The sequence below is a fragment of the Streptomyces sp. NPDC107500 genome, from assembly GCF_055582785.1.
In genome coordinates this window covers 212371-233027 of the sequence record NZ_JBVJPF010000006.1, presented here as the reverse complement: position 1 = coordinate 233027, position 20657 = coordinate 212371, and the positions used below count along the sequence as shown (strand labels likewise).

The 20657-nt window shown below is 71.8% G+C and carries 17 protein-coding genes; 9 read left to right on the top strand and 8 right to left on the bottom strand.

Annotation, left to right across the window (positions count from 1 at the left end; translation table 11 throughout):
• Positions 1-8: 8 nt before the first annotated feature.
• Complete coding sequence (locus ACZ67M_RS24600; RefSeq protein WP_469852761.1) at positions 9-1391, bottom strand: MFS transporter; 1383 nt, start codon at positions 1389-1391, stop codon at positions 9-11.
• Between the two features lie 537 nt (positions 1392-1928).
• On the opposite strand from ACZ67M_RS24600, the gene ACZ67M_RS24595 reads away from it, so the two are divergent.
• The 3 genes from ACZ67M_RS24595 (at position 1929) to abc-f (ending at position 5120) form a co-directional block, all read left to right on the top strand.
• The gene (locus ACZ67M_RS24595; protein WP_361356085.1) at positions 1929-2402 is read left to right on the top strand and encodes a lamin tail domain-containing protein; all 474 of its coding nucleotides are present in this window, start codon (positions 1929-1931) and stop codon (positions 2400-2402) included.
• 195 nt (positions 2403-2597) lie between these two features.
• Positions 2598-3311 (top strand): S1 family peptidase, encoded by a 714-nt coding sequence (locus tag ACZ67M_RS24590; RefSeq protein WP_469852759.1) that lies wholly within the window; start codon positions 2598-2600, stop codon positions 3309-3311.
• A gap of 156 nt (positions 3312-3467) precedes the next feature.
• On the top strand, positions 3468-5120 hold the full coding sequence (gene abc-f, locus ACZ67M_RS24585) for a ribosomal protection-like ABC-F family protein (protein ID WP_469852757.1): 1653 nt from the start codon (positions 3468-3470) through the stop codon (positions 5118-5120).
• A 37-nt stretch (positions 5121-5157) separates the two neighbouring features.
• Here abc-f and ACZ67M_RS24580 read toward each other — a convergent pair whose 3' ends face one another.
• The 5 genes from ACZ67M_RS24580 to ACZ67M_RS24560 form a co-directional block, all read right to left on the bottom strand.
• Positions 5158-5637 (bottom strand): thioesterase family protein, encoded by a 480-nt coding sequence (locus ACZ67M_RS24580; RefSeq protein ID WP_392237767.1) that lies wholly within the window; start codon positions 5635-5637, stop codon positions 5158-5160.
• On the bottom strand, positions 5634-6608 hold the full coding sequence (locus ACZ67M_RS24575; RefSeq protein WP_469852755.1) for a 3-hydroxyacyl-CoA dehydrogenase NAD-binding domain-containing protein: 975 nt from the start codon (positions 6606-6608) through the stop codon (positions 5634-5636). The genes ACZ67M_RS24580 and ACZ67M_RS24575 overlap by 4 nt, the downstream gene beginning before the upstream one ends.
• Positions 6609-6636: 28 nt before the next feature.
• Positions 6637-7530 (bottom strand): beta-keto acid cleavage family enzyme, encoded by an 894-nt coding sequence (locus ACZ67M_RS24570; RefSeq protein ID WP_392237763.1) that lies wholly within the window; start codon positions 7528-7530, stop codon positions 6637-6639.
• 40 nt (positions 7531-7570) lie between these two features.
• Positions 7571-8428, bottom strand: a complete 858-nt coding sequence (locus ACZ67M_RS24565) for a TetR/AcrR family transcriptional regulator (RefSeq protein WP_392103038.1) — start codon at positions 8426-8428, stop codon at positions 7571-7573.
• Positions 8429-8524: 96 nt separating this feature from the next.
• Complete coding sequence (locus ACZ67M_RS24560) at positions 8525-10105, bottom strand: extracellular catalytic domain type 1 short-chain-length polyhydroxyalkanoate depolymerase (RefSeq protein WP_469852753.1); 1581 nt, start codon at positions 10103-10105, stop codon at positions 8525-8527.
• A 205-nt stretch (positions 10106-10310) separates the two neighbouring features.
• Between ACZ67M_RS24560 and ACZ67M_RS24555 the strand changes: the two genes are divergently transcribed.
• Together ACZ67M_RS24555 and ACZ67M_RS24550 are read left to right on the top strand one after the other, a co-directional pair.
• Entirely contained in the window at positions 10311-11636 is a 1326-nt protein-coding gene (locus ACZ67M_RS24555; RefSeq protein ID WP_469852751.1) for a DUF1800 domain-containing protein, read from the top strand.
• Between the two features lie 51 nt (positions 11637-11687).
• Complete coding sequence (locus ACZ67M_RS24550) at positions 11688-12941, top strand: DUF1501 domain-containing protein (RefSeq protein WP_469852749.1); 1254 nt, start codon at positions 11688-11690, stop codon at positions 12939-12941.
• A 15-nt stretch (positions 12942-12956) separates the two neighbouring features.
• Here ACZ67M_RS24550 and ACZ67M_RS24545 read toward each other — a convergent pair whose 3' ends face one another.
• Both ACZ67M_RS24545 and ACZ67M_RS24540 read right to left on the bottom strand, forming a co-directional pair.
• On the bottom strand, positions 12957-14357 hold the full coding sequence (locus ACZ67M_RS24545; protein WP_469852747.1) for a sensor histidine kinase: 1401 nt from the start codon (positions 14355-14357) through the stop codon (positions 12957-12959).
• A 3-nt stretch (positions 14358-14360) separates the two neighbouring features.
• Positions 14361-15065 (bottom strand): response regulator transcription factor, encoded by a 705-nt coding sequence (locus ACZ67M_RS24540; RefSeq protein WP_469852745.1) that lies wholly within the window; start codon positions 15063-15065, stop codon positions 14361-14363.
• A 191-nt stretch (positions 15066-15256) separates the two neighbouring features.
• Between ACZ67M_RS24540 and ACZ67M_RS24535 the strand changes: the two genes are divergently transcribed.
• Genes ACZ67M_RS24535 through ACZ67M_RS24520 form a run of 4 tightly spaced genes read left to right on the top strand, consistent with a single transcriptional unit; the run spans position 15257 to position 20652 of the window.
• On the top strand, positions 15257-16561 hold the full coding sequence (locus ACZ67M_RS24535; protein WP_469852744.1) for an ABC transporter substrate-binding protein: 1305 nt from the start codon (positions 15257-15259) through the stop codon (positions 16559-16561).
• A 10-nt stretch (positions 16562-16571) separates the two neighbouring features.
• Entirely contained in the window at positions 16572-17459 is an 888-nt protein-coding gene (locus ACZ67M_RS24530) for a carbohydrate ABC transporter permease (protein WP_361356109.1), read from the top strand.
• A complete protein-coding gene (locus ACZ67M_RS24525; RefSeq protein ID WP_361356111.1) occupies positions 17456-18274 on the top strand; it encodes a carbohydrate ABC transporter permease in 819 nt (272 codons plus the stop codon). The genes ACZ67M_RS24530 and ACZ67M_RS24525 overlap by 4 nt, the downstream gene beginning before the upstream one ends.
• Positions 18271-20652 carry a beta-xylosidase/alpha-l-arabinosidase gene (locus ACZ67M_RS24520; RefSeq protein WP_469852741.1) on the top strand — a complete coding sequence of 794 codons (2382 nt, stop codon included), beginning with the start codon at positions 18271-18273 and terminating at the stop codon, positions 20650-20652. Before ACZ67M_RS24525 ends, ACZ67M_RS24520 begins: the two co-directional genes overlap by 4 nt.
• Positions 20653-20657: the final 5 nt, after the last annotated feature.

Below are 20657 nucleotides of genomic sequence, written 5' to 3'. Positions count from 1 at the left end.
GGCCGGGCTCAGACCGAGCGCGCCCCCTGCGCACGAGAGGCCTTGACCGACCCGTCCTCGTCCTCGGGGGACGACACGGGCTCCGCGAGGTCGCGGTGGCGCGTCTCCTTGGCCACGCCCACCGCGACCAGGGTGAGCAGGACGGAGGCGATCACGTAGAGGGAGATCGGGGTGGAGCTGTCGTACTCGGAGAGCAGCGCGGTGGCGATCAGCGGCGCCGGGGCACCGGCCGCGACGGAGGCGAACTGGGCGCCGATCGACGCCCCGGAGTACCGCATCCGGGTCGCGAACATCTCGGAGAAGAAGGCGGCCTGGGGCGCGTACATGGCGCCGTGCAGCACCAGCCCCACGGTCACCGCGAGCAGCAGACTGCCGAAGTCGCCGTGGTCGATCAGCATGAAGAACGGGAACATCCACAACCCCACGCCGGCCGCGCCCAGCAGGTACACGGGCCGTCGGCCGATGCGGTCCGACAGCGCGCCCCAGCCCGGGATGACGGCGAAGTGCACCGCCGAGGCGATCAGGACCGCGTTGAGCGCGGTCTGCTTGGAGACGTCGGCCGCGGTGGTGGCGTAGACGAGGATGAAGGCGGTGATGACGTAGTAGCTGATGTTCTCCGCCATGCGCGCGCCCATCGCGATCAACACGTCGCGCCAGTGGTGCCGCAGCACGGCGACGATCGGCATCGGCTCGGCCTCCGCCTTGCGCGACTCGGCCTGCGCCAGCGCCTGTTTGAAGACCGGTGATTCGTCGACGGACAGCCGGATCCACAGTCCGACCATGACCAGTACGCCGGAGAGCAGGAACGGTATCCGCCAGCCCCAGCTGTTGAACGCGGAGTCCGACAGCACGGCGGTCAGCAGCGAGAGCACACCCGTGGCCAGCAACTGCCCCGCCGGCGCGCCGGTCTGCGGCCAGGACGCCCAGAATCCGCGCCGTCGCGCGTCCCCGTGCTCGGACACCAGCAGCACGGCGCCGCCCCACTCACCACCGAGCGCGAACCCCTGGACGAGCCGCAACACGGTCAGCAGCACGGGAGCGGCCGTGCCGATGGTCGCGTGGGTGGGGAGCAGCCCGATCGCGAAGGTCGCGCCACCCATCATCAACAGGCTCAGGACCAGCAGCTTCTTGCGTCCGAGCCGGTCACCGTAGTGACCGAAGACCAGGGCACCCAGCGGCCGCGCGGCGAAACCGACGGCGTACGTCAGGAACGAGAGCAGCGTGCCGACCAGCGGGTCGGAGTCCGGGAAGAACAGCTTGTTGAAGACGAGGGCGGCGGCGGAGCCGTAGAGGAAGAAGTCGTACCACTCGATGGTGGTGCCGATGAGGGACGCGGCGACGATGCGCTTGAGGTTGTTCGGGGCTGGTGGAGCGGTTGCGGGCGACGACATCGGCACCACTTCCTGGGGATCTGCGGGGACGTTTGCGTGTCGCCACACCGTAGGAATTCGCAGGTCAGGCGCACATGTGGCGGGGCTACATAGTTCGTGGGTCGGCTATGCGTGCGGCCACCATGCCAGCCCGCGGCAAGGCGGGTCAGGGGCACGGGCAGCGTGCCCGGGCGCGGTCCACTCCTTCACATCTCGGACCCAGGAGAGCGGCCGGCGCTGTTACTCACTTTCGGGTGAACGCTCTCGAGGTGTCGGGGTGGCGTGCCATGGCGGTCTCGGCCCTCGGCCCAGCGGACACAAGGGGACACGTGCTTCAGCGGCGTCAACACAGTGCATTCAGCACATAAATGCTCAATACAGGCGAGAGTCACCAGGATGTCGGTGGTTCGTAACACCGTTCACGTCGTCTCCACGAACCGGTCGACCGGCCCGCAATCTGTGAGGGCACGGCCGACCGGCCGGGCAACGCACCACGCACCACCACCCCGGGACCTGGATCCCGGGGCCGGCGGTGCCCGCACAAAGCAGGGGGAACCTGTGTCGAAGTCCATCACCGCCCGCCGCCTGACCGCCGGCGTCCTCGCCGTCGGCGCCCTGACCGCCGCACTCGTGGTGCCGGCGTCGGCCGCCGACCACGAGCGTCAGCGGCCCCGCGTCGAGATCACGGACGTCCAGTACGACGCCCCGGGCCGTGACAACCGCTCCAACCGTTCGCTCAACAAGGAATGGGTGGAGATCACCAACAACACCCGCCGCGCGGTCAACCTGGACGGCTGGACCCTCAGGGGTGAGGACGGCCACCGCTACACCTTCCGCCACTACCGCCTCGACGGCCGCGCCACGGTCCGCGTCCACACCGGCGAGGGCCGCGACACCCGCTCCGACGTGTTCCAGGACCGGCGCAACCACGTGTGGGGCAACCGCTCCGACACCGCCACGCTCCGCAACGACCACGGCCGCTTCGTCGATGACAAGTCCTGGGGCCACCACCGCCACGGCGGCCGCCGCTGACGCCCGAACCCACAACTGACCGGCACAGCCGGTAAGGAGCCCGCCACCCCCAAGGGGTGGCGGGCTTCCGCTCGTTCCACTGGCATGCCAGGGCTACCGGTGGCACGGATTCCCCCGTCCCGGTTGGCGGCTTTGGGTCTGACCGCACGGCTCCGCGAGCCTCACAATGGCCAGTACATGACATTGGAGGCCGCTGTGGCTCGCACGCGTTCCGACCGCCCCTCGCACGTCGCCGTCACCCCCGCCGTTCTCCTGGCCCTGCTGCTCGGCTGGACCGCCGTCCTCGGACCGGTCGCGGACGCCGCGCCGCGGGAGAGGCCGGCCGCCATCGCGGTGCGCGGCGGCGACGTCCTCTACAGTGCGGGCGCCCGCTGCACCGTCGGGTTCAACGCCCGTTCCGGATCCGCCGAGTACGCGCTGTTGTCGGGCCGGTGTGCGCAGACGGCAGGCACCTCCTGGTACGCCGACGCCGCCCTCACCGTCCCCGTCGGGGTCACCGCGGGGGTCAGCTTTCCCGGCAACGACTACGCGACCGTCCGGTACACCGGCACGACGGTCGCCCGTCCGGGCGAGGTCTCCCTGGGCGCCGGGGCCGGGACCCGCGACATCACCGCCGCGGCCCACCCCGTCGTCGGCCAGTCGGTCTGCCATGTCGGACGCACCACGGGACACCGTTGCGGGGTCGTCCAGGCGGTCAACGTCACGGTCAATTACGGCGGGGGGAGCGTGAGCGGTCTCTTCCGGTCCAACGTCTGCTCCGAACCCGGAGACGTGGGCGGCCCGGCCTTCTCCGGCACCACCGCGCTGGGCATCATCGTCGGCAGCAGCGGCAACTGCAGCTCGGGAGGCGTCACCTACTACCAGCCGGTGGTCGAGTGGCTGTCGGTGTACGGACTGAGCATCTACTGACCGACGCCACCCCCGACGCGCACCCGCCCGTTGCGGCGAGACGCCCCGTCTCGTACAGTGGGGGCATGGCTTTCCTCTTCTTCGTCTGAGTCCGGGCACGGCCCCTGCCGCCGTTTCTGCTGCCCGTAGACCCCTCGAACCATCAGGGAAAGACCCATGCGCGACCGCGCTCCTACCGTGCTGCCGACCACCGCCCCCGCCGTGGCGCAACTGTCCGTCAAGTCCGTCACCAAGTCCTACGGCACCCGGACCGTCCTCGACCAGGTCTCCTTCACCGTCCGGCCGGGCGAGAAGGCCGCCGTCGTCGGCGAGAACGGCTCCGGCAAGTCCACCCTGCTCCGCCTGCTCGCCACGGCCGAGACGCCGGACGCGGGGGAGGTCACCGTCCGTTTCCCCGGCGGGACGGGCCATCTCGCCCAGACCCTCGACCTCGACGCCGACCGCACCGTGCAGGACGCCGTCGACCTCGCTCTGACCGAACTGCGCGACATGGAGCGAAGGCTCCGTACCGCGGAGGAGTCCCTCGCCGACGCGACGGACGAGCAGCTGGCCGCATACGGCGAGCTGCTGACCGCTTACGAGGAACGCGGCGGATACGAGGCGGACGCCCGTGTGGACGTCGCCATGCACGGGCTCGGGCTGGCGGAAATCACCCGGGAGCGCCCGCTCGGCTCACTGTCCGGCGGCGAGCAGTCGCGCCTGGCCCTCGCCTGCGTCCTGGCCGCCGCTCCCGAACTGCTGCTCCTGGACGAACCGACGAACCACCTCGACGCGACGGCAGTGCGCTGGCTGGAGGAACACCTGCGCGCACACCGCGGCACCGTCGTCGCCGTCACCCACGACCGCGGCTTCCTGGAGCGCATCGCCACCACGATCCTCGAGGTCGACCGGGACGAGCGCACCGTGCACCGGTACGGTGACGGCTGGGACGGGTACCGAGCCGCGAAGTCCGCCGCCCGGCGGGGAGCGGAGCAGCGGTACGCGGACTGGGCCGAGGAGGTCGCGCACGCGCAGGAGTTGCTGGAGGCCGCGGGCAGGCGGCTGGCCGTCACCGGCCGCGACCCGAAGCAGGGCTTCGGCAAGCACCGCCGCTCCAGCGAGGCGAAACTCGGCGGCCAGGTGCGCTCGGTGCGGGAGCGCCTGGACCGGCTGCGGCGCAACCCGGTGGCGAAGCCGCCCGTACCGCTCCGCTTCACGACGGCGCTGCCCTCGGCGCCCGGCGGCACGGTCCAGGGCCCCCTCGCCGAACTCGACAACGTACGGGTCGGGGAACGGCTGCGCCTGGACGGCCTCCTGACGATCGAGCCCGGAGGACGCCTCCTGGTCACGGGCGAGAACGGCGCGGGCAAGACGACGCTGCTCCGCGTCCTGGCGGGCGACCTGCGGCAGGACGCCGGTACGGCGCGCCGGCCCGCCCGCATCGGCTACCTCGCCCAGGAACTGCCCGCGCGGGCCACGCGGCTGCCGCTGCTCGCCGCGTTCGCCGCCGGGCGGCCCGGACCGCCGGAGGAGTACGCCGAACAGCTGCTGTCCCTGGGGCTGTTCCGCGAACAGGACCTGCTCGTGCCGGTCGCCGCCCTGTCGGTGGGGCAGCAGCGGCGCCTGCAGGTCGCGGCCCTGGTGACCCGGCCCGCGGACCTTCTCGTACTCGACGAGCCGACCAACCACATCGCACTCGACCTGGCCGAGGACCTGCAAGCGGCGCTCGCCGCGTACCCGGGGGCTGTGGTCGCGGTCTCGCACGACCGCGGCTTCCGGGCGCGCTTCGAAGCCGAGTATCTGGAACTGCGCGCGGGCCGCAGACGCTGACCGGCCGTCGTGCGGCGGCGCGGGCCTGGCCGCACGGTCAGGTCACGGCGCGGATCGAGCGGCCCGCCCAGGAGGGAGCCGGTTCGGTCAGCTCCGAGAAGCGGTGCCGGACCGCGTCCGGGAACTCGGCGGCCCGGCCGGCCCGCTGGTCGACGTGGACCGCGAGCAGTTCGGTCGTCGCCACCGGGGCCGCGTCGGGCAGCGGCTCCGACCCCGGTTCGGGGACCACGTGCATCTCGTGCACGAAGCGCGCCTTGCGTTCCGCCGCTCCCAGCACCCGGGTGCGGACGGCCAGGTGGGTTGCCTCGGGCACTTCCTGGAGATAGCGGACGTGGGACTCGACCGTGTAGAGGGAGCAGCCGGTGGACTCGCGGTAGCCGGAGTCCAGCCCCGTCTCGATCATCAGCGCGTCCGTGGCGTGCCCGAAGACGAGGACGTAGAACGCCTCGCTCATGTGGCCGTTGTAGTCGACCCACTCCGGGCGGACCGTGCTGTGGAACAACGGGAGCTTCGTCATCGGGGGTTCTCCTCGCGGTCCAGGCGGCCGGTGGCGCGCAGCACTTCGACGACACCCCGGTCGCGTTCGACCACCAGGTCCGCGATGGAGCGGCCGTCCGCCGCCTCGTCGCAGCCCGCCACCACGGCGTCGTACAACTCCCTGTCCAGCTCGGGCGCTTCGAGGCGCGTCCACGGCGACTTCAGGGACGGGCCGAAGTGGTCCAGCATGTGCGCCATGCCGCCCTCGCCGCCCGCGAGCGCGAACGTCAGCATCGGTCCCATCACCGCCCAGCGCAGCCCGGGGCCCTCGGTGATCGACAGATCGATGTCCCGGACCGTCGCCTCGCCGTTCGCGACCATGTGCAGCGCCTCGCGCCACAGGGCCTCCTGGAGGCGGTTCGCTATGAAGCCCGGTATCTCGTTGTCCATCGTGACGACGGACTTCCCCGCGACCTCGTAGAAGCGGGAGGCCCAGGCGACGGCCGCCGCGTCGGTGCGCTCGCCGCCGACGACCTCGACCAGCGGGATGAGATAGGGCGGGTTGAAGGGGTGCCCGACGACCAGGCGCGACGGGTCCGCGGCCGTGGTCTGCATGTCGGTCATCGGATAGCCGGAGGTGGAGGAGGCGATGACGACGCCGGGCGGTGTCGCCGCGTCCAGGCGGGCCAGCAGATCGCGCTTGAGGTCGAGCTTCTCGGGCGCGCTCTCCTGGACGAACTCGGCCTCGGCAACGGCCTGTTCGAGGGTGTCGGTCACGGTGAGGCGGTCGGTCGACGCGCCCTCGGCGAGGCCGAGCGAGGTGAGCGTCGGCCATGCCGCGTCGACCAGGCGGCGCAGCCTCCGTCCGGCGTCGGGCGCCGGGTCCCAGGCGGTCACGTCGTAGCCGCGGGCCAGGAAGTGGGCGACCCAGCCGCCGCCGATGACTCCGGCGCCGACGCAGGCGACCCGGCGGACGTGCTCCGGCGAGGTGAACTGCGGTGATGAGGTCATGAGAGAGATCCTCCGTCGTGGCGGCGGGCTACTTGCGCGGCTTGAGGCCGAGAGTGGCGCGGGCCTCGTCCGGTGTCGCGACGCGCGCGCCGATCGACTCGGTGATGGTCACGGCGCGCTCGACGAGCTGGGCGTTGGTCGCCTTGTTGCCCTTGCCGAGGTACAGGTTGTCCTCCAGGCCCACGCGGACGTGGCCGCCGAGCAGGATGGACTGCGCGACCCACGGCATCTGCATCCGGCCGAGCGCGAAGCTCGCCCATCGCGCGCCGTCCGGCAGCATGTTGACCATCGACTGGAGCACTCCTGGGTCTGCGGGGGCGCCCCACGGGATGCCCATGCACAGCTGGAACACGGTCGGGTCGTCGAGCAGCCCCTCCGCGAGCAACTGCTTGGCGAACCAGAGCTGTCCGGTGTCGAAGATCTCCAGTTCGGGCCGCACGCCCAGCTCCTGGATGCGCCGCGCGCCCGCACGCAGCATGTCGGGCGTCGAGACGTAGAGGTTCGAGCCGTCGCCGAAGTTGAGCGAGCCGCAGTCCAGGGTGCAGATGTCGGGAAGCAGGTCCTCGACGTGCGGGAGGCGCTCCAGACCGCTGACGAGGTCGGTGCCGGGGAGGTGGGTGAGCGGGTCGTCCGGGTCGATGACCAGGTCGCCGCCCATGCCGGCGGTGAGGTTGATGACGACGTCGGTGCCGGTCTCCTTGACGCGTTCGACGACCTCCCGGTACAGCTTCGGGTCGCGGGACGGAGCGCCGGTCTCCGGGTCGCGTACGTGGATGTGGACGACGGCCGCTCCGGCGGCGGCCGCCTCCACGGCGTTCCTGGCTATCTGCTCCGGGGTGACGGGGACGTGGGGGCTCTTGCGGACGGTGTCGCCGGCGCCGGTGAGCGCGCAGGTGATGATGACGTTCTCGGTCATGGGCATGCGAGGGCCTCCCGAAGTACTGGCTTTGTGGCTGCTGGAGCTACTCGGCCAGGATCGTGTGCGTGACGTGTGTGGTCAGTGCCGCGTGCATCGCGTCGGCGGCGCTGTCGGACGAGGGGCCGCTCACCGAGAGGACGTGGGTCGCCAGGCCGTCGATCAGCGCGGTCAGCGTCAGTGCCGCGGCCCGCGGATCGACGTCGGCGCGGAACACGCCCTGTCCGACACCTCGGCGTACGACGTCGGCGACGGTCTCCCGCCACTGCCGGTAGTACTCGGAGTGCAGTCGGCCCACTCCCGTGGAGCGCGCGGCCTCGGCCCACAGGTCGAGCCAGACCGCCCACTGGCGGCGCTGCTGCGCGGTGCGCGGCGTCTGCAGCGCGATGAGCTGGCGCAGCTCCGCCGCCGCGTCGTCCGCCTCGGCGAGACGGGCGGCACGGCGCGCGGTGTCCTCGTCCATGCACCAGCGCACGGCCGCTTCGAGGAGTTCGGCGCGGCCCGGGAAGTGGTAGTGGATCGCGGCGCTGCTGGTGGCGCAGGCGCGGGCGATGTCCGCGACCCGCACCGCGTGGAATCCGTGCTCGGCGATCAGCCGGACCGTCTCGCGGACGATCTGCAGTGGCCGCCCGCCCTGGATGTCGGCGGCCGGCGCGGTCTCCTTCGCGGGGGGCCGGGTGCCGAGCAGCCAGCCCGCGTCGACCCGGCCCTCGTCGGCGATCCGTGCCAGCTCCGCGGCCGTGAAGCGGCGGGTGCCGCTCAGCGAACGCGAGAGCTTGGACGGATCCATGACGACACGGCGCGCGAACTCGCGCTGGCTGACGCCCGCGTCCGCGATGACCTCGCGGACGCGGGCGGCGGTGTCGGCGGCAGGCGCGCCTTCGATGACGTCGTCGGTCTCCACGGGCCACGACCTTAGGGGCGTGTTGCGGAAAACTCAACAACGGAATCGACTATCAACGTCCTGACATGCTGGTTGAGGTTCTGATTGATGGGTTAGTCAGTGGAAGGTGACGGTGAGCCGCGCCGCGGAACCGGGCGCGACGAAGACGTACCCGGTGGAGCCGGGGGACTGCGCGAACCGGAGCCTCAGCTGGGTGGTCCCGGTCGGGTCGAGGGCTCTCAGGCCGGGGCCGGAGAACTCCGTGGAGGACGCGGTGCCCGAGGTGAACCGGGGGACGGTGGCGACCCCGGTCGCGGTCGGGGGCGCGGACCAGTCCGCGGGCTCGATCGCGCACCCGCCGAGGCAGCCGGTCTGCGCGTCCACCGCCAGGGAGTTGGCGGCGGGGTTCCCCCATGGATCGCCGCTGCCGCTCGCGTGTGTGACGGACAGCCTGGCACGGTCGACGACCGCGTCGTCGGGGAGTGAGGAGGTGTCGAAGGAGAGCACCGCCCGGTTGTGCTTGCCGTCCGCGCCCCGGCCCACGCCCAGCCCGTAGAGGGACTCCAGCGTGCCGACCGCCGGACCGGCTCCGTCGGCGCCCGCCTTGACGTAACCGTCGCGGCTGTCGTCGTTCGCCAGGGTCACCGTCCGCGTACCGGGGTCCGGGCCGGGATCGGTTCCCGCGTCCAGACCCCAGAACCGCGTGATGTGGTGCGCGGCGCAGATGTTCACGTCGAGGACGTAGGCGGCGGCCCGTCCGCACTGGCCGCTTCCGCTGCCCGGGTCGACGGGCTGGCCGTGGCCCATGCCGGTGATCTCGAACGACTCGACGACCGGGCGGCCCGCGGCGTCCTCGTAGACCAGGTGCGGGTAGCCGCCGACGGTGTCCGAGATCTCCGGGGTGGTGTCGGCGCCGTGGACGTCGGTCCACTGCTCGACGAGTTCGCGCCGGTTCGCGGGTGCCACCGTGGTGTCGGTGGTGCCGTGCCAGACGGACAGGGTCGGCCACGGGCCGCCGTGGGACGAGGCGCCGCGCACCAGAGCGCCCCACTGCGCGGGCGTCCGGTCCGAGCCGGGGCTCATGCAGCCGAAGGCCTGGGTCAGGCTCGTGGCGCACCGCGACGGGATCCCGGCGACGACCGCGCCGCCGTCGAACCGGTCGGGGTACGCGGCCATCATCGCGGACGTCATGGCCCCGCCGGCCGACAGCCCGGTGACGAACGAACGGTCTGCCGCCACCGCGGTGTCGGCGCGCATCCGGTCCATCATCTGGACGATGGAGAGAGCCTCGCCGGAGCCGCGCGACGTGTCGCCGTTCTCGAACCAGTTGAAGCACGAGTTGGCGTTGTTCGAGCTGCGCTGCTGGGGGAGCAGCAGCGCGAACCGAAGACGGTCGGCCATCTCCGTCCAGCCCGTCTCGTCGTCGTAGGCGGCCGCGTTCTGTGTGCATCCGTGCATCGCGACGACGAGTGGACGTCCGGCCGGCAGGCCGTCCGGGACGTACCGGAACATCTGAAGGTTGCCGGGGTTGGAACCGAACCCGGTCACCTCCTGGAGACCGGCCGCGCGGGCGGTTCCCGCGGGCACGGACAGGAACGCCGCCGCGGCGATCAGCACGGTCAGCAGGGCCGCCCAGGCGCGGACGCCGCCTCCGGCCGCCGGCGGCACGGCTGACGGATACGGATGGGTGTGGGACATCGCAACACTCCTACAGACCTGGGGAATTGTGACGTGGATCTCACCGGTTGGCTGGACAGTAGGACCGTCCCTTCGACGCGACGACCGGTTCGGACCACACACGGAGCGCTCGCTTGCTGTGCCGAAGGCACATGGCTACGGACTCCCACCGATTTCCCACGCGCATCGCACGTGATGGTGACGGCTCGCGGGCACCGTGGGGGCCATGGCGAAACTGGACGAGCAGGCTCGGGTACTCCGCTTGCTTCAGCGCACCGGCTTCGGGGGTGCCGGGGAGGACGCGCTGGGGCAAGGCGGCGCCGGAGAAGGGTGGGATCAGGCACTGGAGCGGGTCCTCGCCCCCGCCGACGACCCCGATGCCCCGTCACCGCCCGATCTCGGCCCGCTGCCCGACCGCGGCAAGGCCGACGACAACACTGCCGACGGCACGCGGCAGGCCTATCGGCGTGCCGTCCGCGAGCAGCGCGAGGAGCTGACGATCTGGTGGCTCGACCGGATGACCGCCACCGAGCGGCCGTGGATCGAGAAGCGGACCCTGCTGTGGCACGACCACTGGGCGACGTCGATCCAGAAGGTCAAGTCCGGCAGGGCGATGCTCGCGCAGAACCAGACGCTGCGCAGGCTCGGGGCGGGAGAGTTCCGGACGATGGCGCGGGCCATGGTCCAGGACCCGGCCCTGATGCTGTGGCTCGACGCCTCGGGCAACACCGCCGAAGCACCCAACGAGAACCTCGCCCGCGAGCTGATGGAACTCTTCGTACTCGGTGTGGGCCACTACGAGGAGGAGGACGTGCGGCAGGCCGCGGCCGCGCTCACCGGCTGGAGCGTGGACCGCCGCGGGGACGGCGACTGGAGCGCGCGCTTCCGTCCCCAGCGGCACGCCGACGGCGCACAGACCGTGCTCGGCAGGCGGACCGACTTCACCGCGACGGCGCTGGTGGACCATCTCGTTGCCCAGCCCGAATGCCCGCGCCACGTGGCCTCCCGGCTGTGGGCGCGACTGGTCTCGGCCGACAGCGGCCCCTCGGACGGCAGTCTCGACCGGATCGCCGCCGCGGGTGACCTCACCGCCATGGTGCGGGCGATCTGCGAGGACCCGGCGTTCGCCGATTCCGCGAACGTCGTCGTCAGGCAACCCGTGGAGTACGTCGTGGGCACGCTGCGCGCGCTCGGCGTCCGGCCGGCCCGCCTGGAGCGGAAGGCCCGCGGACAACTCCTGCGGACGCTGAGCGGTCTCGGTCAGGTGCCCTTCGCGCCGCCCAGCGTGGGTGGTTGGCCGCACGGCACCGCATGGCTCACCACGGCGGCGGCCCGCGTGCGCATCGGCTTCGCACAGCAGGCCGTACACCAGGGGGACCTGAGCGCGGTGGAGACAGCGCCTGCGAAGGAGCGCCCCGAGGTACTGGCCCGGCTGCTCGGCGTGCGCCGTTGGAGCGAACGGACCGCCGCCGTTCTCGCCGGTGCGGCGGGCGAGCCGGACCGCGCCGCGGCGATCGCCCTGACCGCGCCCGAGTACCTCCTGCACCCGTGACTCCCGCTCTCGATCCGACGCACCGATCCCCACGCCGTGAAGGAGTACCCGGTGGACACCTGGACCCGACGCAAGTTCCTGACCACGAGCGGCGTGACCGCGGGAGCCGCACTGGCGGCGGGCGCCACGGCGTACACCGTCGACCAATTGCTGGCCTCCGGCGCTGCCGAACCCCGGGCCGCCGATGCCAAGGTCCTCGTGCTCGTGACCCTGTACGGCGGCAACGACGGCCTGAACACCGTCGTCCCGGCCTGGGACCGGGCGTACCACGACCTGCGTCCCGACCTCGCCTACGGTGAGGACGAAGTGCTGCCGCTCGGGGAGGAGTTGGGGCTGAACCCCGGCATGAAGGGCCTCAAGGGGCTGTGGGACGACGAGCAGCTGGCCGTCGTCCGGGGCGTGTCGTACCCCCGCCCGGACCACAGCCACTTCCGCTCGATGTCGATCTGGCAGACCGCCTCGCCCTCCGGCCCGCTGCCCACCGGCTGGCTCGGCCGCTGGCTGGACACGGCCGAGGACCGCGACCCGCTGCGTGGCGTGTCGATCGGCGCCACGCTGCCGCCGCTGCTCGCCGGGGAGAAGACGGCGGGCGCCGCCGTGCAGCTCGGAGGTGCCCGGCTCGCCGCGCCCTGGCAGCGGGTGTGCAAGGAACTGGCGGTGGCTCAGGCAGGTGTGCACCCGTTGCAGGCCCGTGCGGCGGCTTCCCTGGGGGACCTGAACACGGTGGTGAGCCGGTTCGGAGGCCGGTCGCGCGACGAAGACACCGGTGCTCCGCAGGACCCCGACGAGCCGCGCGACGACACGGACGGTGACGACGACGGTGGCGGCTCGGCCGGATCACAGGGCCAACTCGCGGCCCAGCTGGCGGTGGTGGCCGAGGCGATCCGCACGGGCGCGCCGACCCGGGCGTACAGCGTGAGCCTCGGCGGCTTCGACACCCACGCGGCCGAGAAGAACACCCAGTCGCGGCTGCTCGGCCAACTGGACGACGCCGTCACCGGCTTCTTGCGGCAGGTACGCGGCGAGAACGTGGTGGTCGCCGTCTACTCGGAGTTCGGGCGCCGCGCCCGCGCCAACGCCAACCAGGGCACCGACCACGGCACTTCGGGCCCCGTGCTGATCCTCGGCGAACCGGTCCGCGGCGGCTTCTACGGCGACCAGCCGAGCCTCACCAGCCTCGAGGACGACGACCTGGCCACGACCACGGATTTCCGGGACGTGTACGCGACGCTGCTGGCGCGGGTGCTCGACACCGACCCCGGGCGGATCCTGGACGGACACGACCGGACGCTGGCCTTCCTGTAGCGACCTCCGGGGCGCTCACGCCCGCGCGGGGGCGGGCAGGCGCACGGTCACCCGGGTCCCGCTCCCGACCGTGCTCGCGACGTCGACCCGCCCTCCGTGGGCATCCACGACCGCCGCCACGATGGCGAGGCCGAGACCGCTGCCGTGGCCGCCGCGAGCCCGGTCGGCACGGTAGAAGCGATCGAACACCTTGGGCAGCGACTCGGCCGGGATACCCGCACCCTCGTCCACCACGGCCAGCTCCGTCGAGCCGTCCGCCGCCGCCCGTACGGTCACCCGGGCCCCGGTCCCCTCGGCCGTGTGGGCGCGGACGTTGCCGAGCAGGTTGTCCACGACGCGGCGCAGTTGCTCCCCGTCCCCCTCGACCACGGCCGGCCGCTCGGCGTCCAGCGCGACGGGGTACCGGGGAGCCGCCGCCCGGGCCGCGGCGACCGCCGCCCGCGCCACCTTCGTCACGTCGACGGGGAGCCGCTCGGGCGCCCGTACCGTGTCGAGGCGGGCGAGCAGGAGGAGATCGTCCACGAGTCGGCGCATCCGCAGCGCCTCGTCCGTGATGCCGTCCATGGCCCGGCCGAGGTGGGCGGGATCGCCGAGCGCTCCCTGAGCGTGCAGATCCGCGTAGCCGAGGATCGCCGTCACCGGTGTGCGCAGCTCGTGCGAGGCGTCGGCGACGAACTGGCGCAGCCGGCCCTGGGTCGCCTCCTGCTCGTCCAGCATGGTGTTGAGCGCGAGGCCGAGCCGGCCCACCTCGCTGTCCTCGTCCGCCGGCGCGACGCGGAGCCCGCCGTCTCCGGCCGCGATGGCGTCGGCGTCCCGCGCCATCGACTCCAGGGGCCGCAGCCCGCGCCGCAGCAGCCACAGACCGGACACGGCGAGCAGCACGAGCGCTCCGGCGGTCGCCGCGCCTTCCACCAGCAGGAGCCGGTGCAGTGTGCCGTCGACGGAGGACAGCGGAACGGCGGTCACCAGCGTGCCGCGGCGCTCGGGCAGCGAACGGGTCAGCAGCCGGTAGTCGGGGCCGCCACCGTCCTCGGCGGGCACCGTGACCGGGGTGCCGGCCGCGTCTTCCGGCTTCTCCGGCACCCGCGGTGGCGCGTCGCCGGGATCGCGCAGACCCGGTGCCAGCGGTGCCACGTCGCCGTTGGGCCGCCGGATCTCGATGAAGTACTCGGAGACGCCGAGCATCCGGGCGTCCGCCGCGAGTCCCTGCGCGGGAGGCCTTCCGTTGCGTATCTGCTTGACGACCTGTGCCTGAACCCCGCGCAACGACGTGTCCGTGCGGTCGAGGAGATGGTCCCGCAGGGACACGTACACGACCGCGTCCAGGGCGGCCAGGACCACCGCGGTCAGCGCGAGGACCGCGAGCAGCAGCCTCCCCCGCAGGGACCGCGGTGGCCGGGACCCCGCCACCCCCATCGGTCACGCCTCCGGAGCGCGCAGCACGTAGCCGATGCCGCGGCGAGTGTGGATCAGCGGCAGGCCACGCGAGTCGATCTTCCTGCGCAGGTATGAGATGTACGACTTCAGGACGGCCGTGTCCCCGGTGCCGTACTCCCATACGCGGTCCATCAGTTGCTCGTGGGTCAGCACGCGGCCCGCGTTGGCGAGCAGGTGGTGCAGCAGCCGGTACTCGGTCGGCGACAGCTCCACCAGGTGCCCGCCCCGGCGCACCTCGTAGGCCACCGTGTCCAGCTCCAGGTCCGCGCACCGCAGCACGGCGCGTTCCGTCGTGCCGCCCGGCCCCTCGACGCGGCGCAGCACCGCGCGCACCCGGGCGGCGACCTCCGCGAGCCGGAACGGCTTGGTGATGTAGTCGTCCGCGCCCAGATCGAGGCCGCCGACGACGTCCTCCCCGCTCTCACGCGCCGTCAGGAACACCACCGGTACCCGCGCGCCGCCGTCGGCCGCGAGCCGCCGCACCACTTCGAAGCCGTCGAAATCCGGCAGCATCACGTCGAGCAGCACCAGATCGGGCCTGCGTTCGCGCACCTTGGCGAGTGCTTCCCGGCCGCTGGTCGCCTCGGCCACGTCGTAGCCGAGGAAACGGAGCGAGGTCGCGAGCACGTCGACGATCGCCGGTTCGTCGTCCACCACCAGCAGATGCCTGCCGTCACCTTCCCGCATCCGCCCATCCTGCCAGGCCTCGCCGCGGGCCGACGCGCCCGGGCACCGGCACGGCATTCGAAAGTGTCGGAAGCGATCGATAACGAATTGAGTCCGCGCCTGCACGGCCATTGACCAAGATTCCCGTCTGACTTTACTGTCCGACACCATGAGCTTTCGGTGACGGCACCGAAACTTTCGAAAGGCAGACGATGAAGAAACGTGCGCGCTTGCCCGGACTCGTCGCCACCGCCGCGACGCTCGCCCTGGCGCTGAGCCTGTCCGCCTGCGGCGACGGGAACGGCGGGGCGTCGTCCGACGACGGCAAGATCCATGTTCTGGTCTACGGGGACGCGAGCAACAAGGTCGAGCAGCGGATCGTCGACACCTTCAACAAGACGTCCGACGTCAAGGCCGTCCTCGACACCATCCCCGGTGCCGACTACCAGAAGAAGCTCCAGACGATCATCAGCACGCCGCAGGCACCGGACGTGTTCTTCAACTGGGGTGGCGGCAGCATCAAGCCGTTCGTCGAGGCCGACCTGCTGCTGCCGCTCGACGGCCTCATCGAGAAGGACCCGGACCTCGAGAAGAAGTTCCTGCCGTCCGTCTTCGACAGCGCCGTCGTCGACGGCAAGCCGTACGGCATCCCGATGCGCGGCACCCAGCCGGTCCTGCTCTTCCACAACAAGAAGGTCCTCGACGACGCGGGCGTCGCGCCGCCCAAGACCTGGGACGAGCTGCTCGACGCGGTCGAGAAGCTCAAGGGCCAGGGGGTCACGCCGATCGCGCTCGGCGGCGGCGACGTCTGGCCGACCCAGATGTGGTTCCAGTACCTCTACGACCGCACAGCCGGACCGGAGTTGTTCGCGAAGGCCGTCGGGGGCGACAAGAGCGCCTGGGAGAGCGCGGACAGCAGGAAGGCCCTGGGCATGATCGAGGAGCTGGTCGACACCGGCGCCTTCGGCAAGAACTACGACTCGGTCAAGTACACCAACGGCGGCTCGGTCCAGCTCGTGGCCTCGGGCAAGGCCGGCTTCGAACTGATGGGTTCCTGGTACTACTCCCAGCAGCTCACGGACCACGAGGAGTTCGCCCGCAAGAACCTCGGATACAGCGCCTTCCCGACCGTCGAGGGCGGCAAGGGCGACCCGGCCGCGGTCGCGGGCAACACCAACAACTACTACTCGGTGATGAAGAAGACCAAGCACCCCGAGGCCGTCGCCGAGTTCCTGAAGCTCATGTACTCCGACGAGTTCGTGAAGGCGCAACTGGACATCGGCAACCTGCCGACCACGACCAACACCGACAAGTTCATCGACGGCTCGGGCACCCCCGAGTACTCGCGCTTCCAGTACGACCTCGTCGCCGACGCCCCGTCGTTCCAGCTCTCCTGGGACCAGGCGTACCCGCAGAAGGCGAGCTCCGACATGCACAAGGCCATCCAGCAGTTCTTCAACGGACAGCTCGACACGGACGGCTTCATCAAGGCCATGCAGGCCCTCCCGACCGACTGACGAACGGCCCATGACCACACAGACATCGAGCGCCCGGCCCGGCTTCGTCTGGGCGCTGCCCGCCGCAGTGTTCTTCGCCCTCTTCGCGATCGTGCCGCTGATCATGGTGGCGGTGCTGTCCTTCATGAGCTGGGACGGCATCAGCGCGCCCGAGTTCGTCGGCACGGACAACTGGTCGCGCCTCGCCGACGACCCGGTCATGCTGGACAGCGTCTGGCTGACCCTGCTGCTGACCGCGCTCGGCGTGGCCCTCCAGACCCCGCTGAGCATTTTGCTCGGCGTCTGGGCCGCCGGGCACCAGCGCAACCGCGCCGTCCTGTCGGTCATCTACTTCATCCCGCTGCTGCTGTCCGCCACGGCCGTGTCCGTGCTGTGGCGGGCGCTGCTCGACCCGAACTTCGGCATCCCGGCCGACGCCACCTGGCTGTTCGGCGACGGCAACCTGTTCGGCGAACAGGCCACCGCCATCGGCGTCCTCGCGTTCGTCAGCACATGGCAGTTCACCCCGTTCCACACGCTGATCTACCAGGGCGCCGCCCGCGCCGTGCCGCAGGTGCTGTACCAGGCGGCGGAGGTCGACGGGGCGGGCCGCTACCGGCAGTTCTTCCACATCACGCTGCCGCAGCTGCGCACCGCCATGATCACCTCGATGATCCTGATGACCGTCGGCGGACTGACCACGTTCGAGACGGTCCTCATCCTGACCCAGGGCGGCCCCGGCACCGACACCACCATCAGCGCCTACTACATGTACGACAAGGCGTTCAAGAGCTTCGACTACGGCACCGGCTCCGCGATCGCCCTGGCCCTGGTCGTCGCGGCCACGGTCGTCTCGCTGATCGTCGTCCGGGTCTCCGGCTACGACAAGATGCGCAGTTCCATGGAGGGTGTGTCATGAGGCGCCGACCGAACTACCTGGCCGGCGCCGGCTCGTTCGTCTGGCTTCTCCTGGTCGGCCTGCCGCTGTACGTCCTGATCGCCGCGACCCTGCGCACCCGGCAGGACTACGCCGACAACGGCCCGGTGTCGATACCGGACAGCTTCACCCTGGACAACTACACCGGCGCCTTCGACTCCGGCTTCGGCCGCTACTTCCTCAACACCCTCGTCGTCACGGCCTGCGTGGTCGGCCTCGTCCTGCTGCTGGTCCCGCCCCTCGCCTACGCCATCGTGCGCAGCCGCGGCCGGGCCACCTCGGCGGTCTTCCGGCTCTTCCTGCTCGGCCTCGCCATCCCCGCCCAGGCGGTGATCGTGCCGATGTTCTACCTGATCAGCGAGGCCGGGCTGTACGACAACCTGCTCGGCGTCATCCTGCCCACGACCGCGTTCTGCCTCCCGATGTCGGCGCTGATCCTCAGCGGCGCCATGCGGGACATCTCCCCGGAGCTGTTCGAGGCCATGACCATGGACGGCGCCACCCCGCGGCGCATGTTCTTCCAGCTCGTGGTGCCGCTGTCCCGCGGCGGACTCTCCACGATCGTCGTGTTCTCCGCCCTCCAGGCGTGGAACGGCTTCCTGTTCCCGCTCGTCCTGACCCAGTCCGACGCCACCAAGGTCGTCACCCTGGGCCTCTACAACTTCCAGACCGAACACGGCATCGACATCCCCGGCCTGCTGGGCGCCGTCGTGCTGTCCATGGTGCCCGTCCTGCTCGTCTACCTGTTCGCCCGTCGCGCCCTGGTCCAGGGCCTGATGGGCGTCGGAGGAAAGTGACCCACAACGTGGCGGTTGAGACCCACCCCGAAATCCCCCTCTGGAACGACCCCGCCCTCTCCGTCACCACCAGGGTGTCCGCGCTCATCGAGGCGATGACCCCCGAGGAGAAGATCGCCCAGCTCTACGGCGTCTGGGTCGGCGCGTCCGACGAGGGCGGAGACGTAGCCCCCCATCAGCACGACATGGAGGAGGCGGTCGACCTCGACGCGCTCCTGCCCACCGGCCTCGGCCAGTTGACCCGGCCCTTCGGCACCGCCCCCGTCGACCCGGCGCTCGGCGCGCTCTCGCTGCTGCGCACCCAGGCCCGCATCGCCTCGGCGAACCGCTTCGGCATCCCCGCCGTCGCGCACGAGGAGTGCCTGGCGGGCTTCGCCGCCTGGGGCGCGACCGCCTACCCCGTCCCCCTGTCCTGGGGCGCCACCTTCGACCCGGACCTGGTGCACCGCATGGCGTCCGCCATCGGCCGCGACATGCGGTCCGTCGGCATCCACCAGGGCCTCGCACCCGTCCTGGACGTGGTGCGCGATGCCCGCTGGGGACGGGTCGAGGAGACCATCGGCGAGGACCCGTACCTCGTCGGCACCATCGGCACCGCCTACGTGCGCGGCCTGGAGGGCGCCGGTGTCGTCGCCACCCTCAAGCACTTCGCCGGCTACTCGGCCTCCCGCGCCGGACGCAACCTCGCGCCCTCCCCGATGGGCCCGCGCGAGCGCGCCGACGTCCTGCTGCCGCCCTTCGAGATGGCGGTCCGCGAGGGCGGCGCCCGGTCCGTGATGCACGCCTACACCGACACCGACGGCGTCCCCGCGGCAGCCGACGAGGACCTGCTCACCGGACTGCTGCGCGACACCTGGGGCTTCGACGGCACCGTCGTCGCCGACTACTTCGGCATCGCCTTCCTCAAGACCCTGCACGGCATCGCCGCCGACTGGGCGGAGGCCGCGGGCGCCGCGCTGCGGGCGGGCGTCGACGTCGAGCTGCCCACTGTCAAGACGTTCGGCGCGCCCCTGGTGGAGGCGGTCGCGGCCGGCCGGGTCCCCGAGAAGGTGATCGACCGCGCGCTGCGCCGGGTGCTCACCCAGAAGGCGCTGCTCGGGCTCCTCGACCCGGACTGGAACCCGGTGCCCGCCGCACTGGACGGCGCGGACCTGGACGACCCGGAGGCCCTGCGCGGCCGGATCGACCTGGACGCTCCCGGCAACCGCGAACTGGCCCGCACCGTCGCCGAGGAAGCGGTCGTGCTGTTGAGCAACGACGGCACGCTGCCCCTCGACCGGCCGCGCCGCATCGCCCTGGTGGGACCCAACGCCGACGAGCCCACCGCCGTACTCGGCTGCTACTCCTTTCCCCAGCACATCGGCGTCCACCACCCCGCGACCCCGGTCGGCATCGACCTGCCCACCCTGCGCGCCACCCTGGCCGCGGAGTTCCCCGGCACCGAGTTCACGCTCGCCCACGGCACGGGCGTCGACGACGGCGACGTCTCCGGCATCCCCGAGGCCGTCCGCGCGGCCGGGGAGGCGGACGTCGTCGTCGCCGTCCTGGGCGACCGCGCCGGACTCTTCGGACGCGGCACCAGCGGTGAGGGCTGCGACGTCGAGTCGCTCGCCCTTCCCGGCGCCCAGCAGCAGCTCCTCGACGCCCTGCTGGACACCGGCAGGCCGGTGGTCACGGTGCTGCTGGCGGGCCGGCCCTACGCGCTGGGCCGGGCCGTGACGGAGGCCGCCGCGATCGTGCAGTCCTTCTTCCCCGGAGAGGAGGGGACCGCCGCCCTCGCGGGCGTGCTCAGCGGGCGTACCGGTCCCTCCGGCCGGCTGCCGGTCAGCGTGCCCCGCGGAGCCGGTGCGCAGCCGACCACCTACCTGGGGGCGCGGCTCGCCCACGCGAGCGAGGTGTCCAGCATCGACCCGACGCCGGCCTTCGGCTTCGGGCACGGCCTCACGTACACCACGTTCGCCTGGAGCGACCTCGCGGTGGACGTGGGACAGGCGCCCGCCGACGGCGAGTTCTCGCTGGCGCTGACCGTCCGCAACACCGGCGAACGGCACGGCACCGAGGTCGTCCAGCTCTACCTGCACGACCCGGTGGCCTCCGTCGTCCAGCCGGTGCAGCGCCTCGTCGGCTACACCCGGGTGCCCCTGGCGCCCGGCGAGGCCCGCAGGGTGCGCGTCGTCGTCCCGGCCGACCTCGCCTCCTTCACGGGGCGCGACGGCCACCGGATCGTCGAACCCGGCGCGCTGGAGCTGCGGTTCGCCGCGTCCAGCACCGCGCCGCCCCTGACGGCGGCGGTCACCGTCACCGGTGCGCCACGGCGGGTCGACCACACGCGGCGGCTGCACGCGGTCTTCGGGCAGGAGCCGTCGGCGGTCGGCTGAGGCAC

Bases quoted from the DNA above. Each gene is read 5' to 3' on its own strand.
- ACZ67M_RS24600 (WP_469852761.1), bottom strand. From the start codon at position 1,391: ATGTCGTCGCCCGCAACCGCTCCACCAGCCCCGAACAACCTCAAGCGC.
- abc-f (WP_469852757.1), top strand. From the start codon at position 3,468: ATGCGCGACCGCGCTCCTACCGTGCTGCCGACCACCGCCCCCGCCGTG.
- ACZ67M_RS24580 (WP_392237767.1), bottom strand. From the start codon at position 5,637: ATGACGAAGCTCCCGTTGTTCCACAGCACGGTCCGCCCGGAGTGGGTC.
- ACZ67M_RS24575 (WP_469852755.1), bottom strand. From the start codon at position 6,608: ATGACCTCATCACCGCAGTTCACCTCGCCGGAGCACGTCCGCCGGGTC.
- ACZ67M_RS24570 (WP_392237763.1), bottom strand. From the start codon at position 7,530: ATGCCCATGACCGAGAACGTCATCATCACCTGCGCGCTCACCGGCGCC.
- ACZ67M_RS24560 (WP_469852753.1), bottom strand. From the start codon at position 10,105: ATGTCCCACACCCATCCGTATCCGTCAGCCGTGCCGCCGGCGGCCGGA.
- ACZ67M_RS24555 (WP_469852751.1), top strand. From the start codon at position 10,311: ATGGCGAAACTGGACGAGCAGGCTCGGGTACTCCGCTTGCTTCAGCGC.
- ACZ67M_RS24545 (WP_469852747.1), bottom strand. From the start codon at position 14,357: ATGGGGGTGGCGGGGTCCCGGCCACCGCGGTCCCTGCGGGGGAGGCTG.
- ACZ67M_RS24540 (WP_469852745.1), bottom strand. From the start codon at position 15,065: ATGCGGGAAGGTGACGGCAGGCATCTGCTGGTGGTGGACGACGAACCG.
- ACZ67M_RS24535 (WP_469852744.1), top strand. From the start codon at position 15,257: ATGAAGAAACGTGCGCGCTTGCCCGGACTCGTCGCCACCGCCGCGACG.
- ACZ67M_RS24530 (WP_361356109.1), top strand. From the start codon at position 16,572: ATGACCACACAGACATCGAGCGCCCGGCCCGGCTTCGTCTGGGCGCTG.
- ACZ67M_RS24525 (WP_361356111.1), top strand. From the start codon at position 17,456: ATGAGGCGCCGACCGAACTACCTGGCCGGCGCCGGCTCGTTCGTCTGG.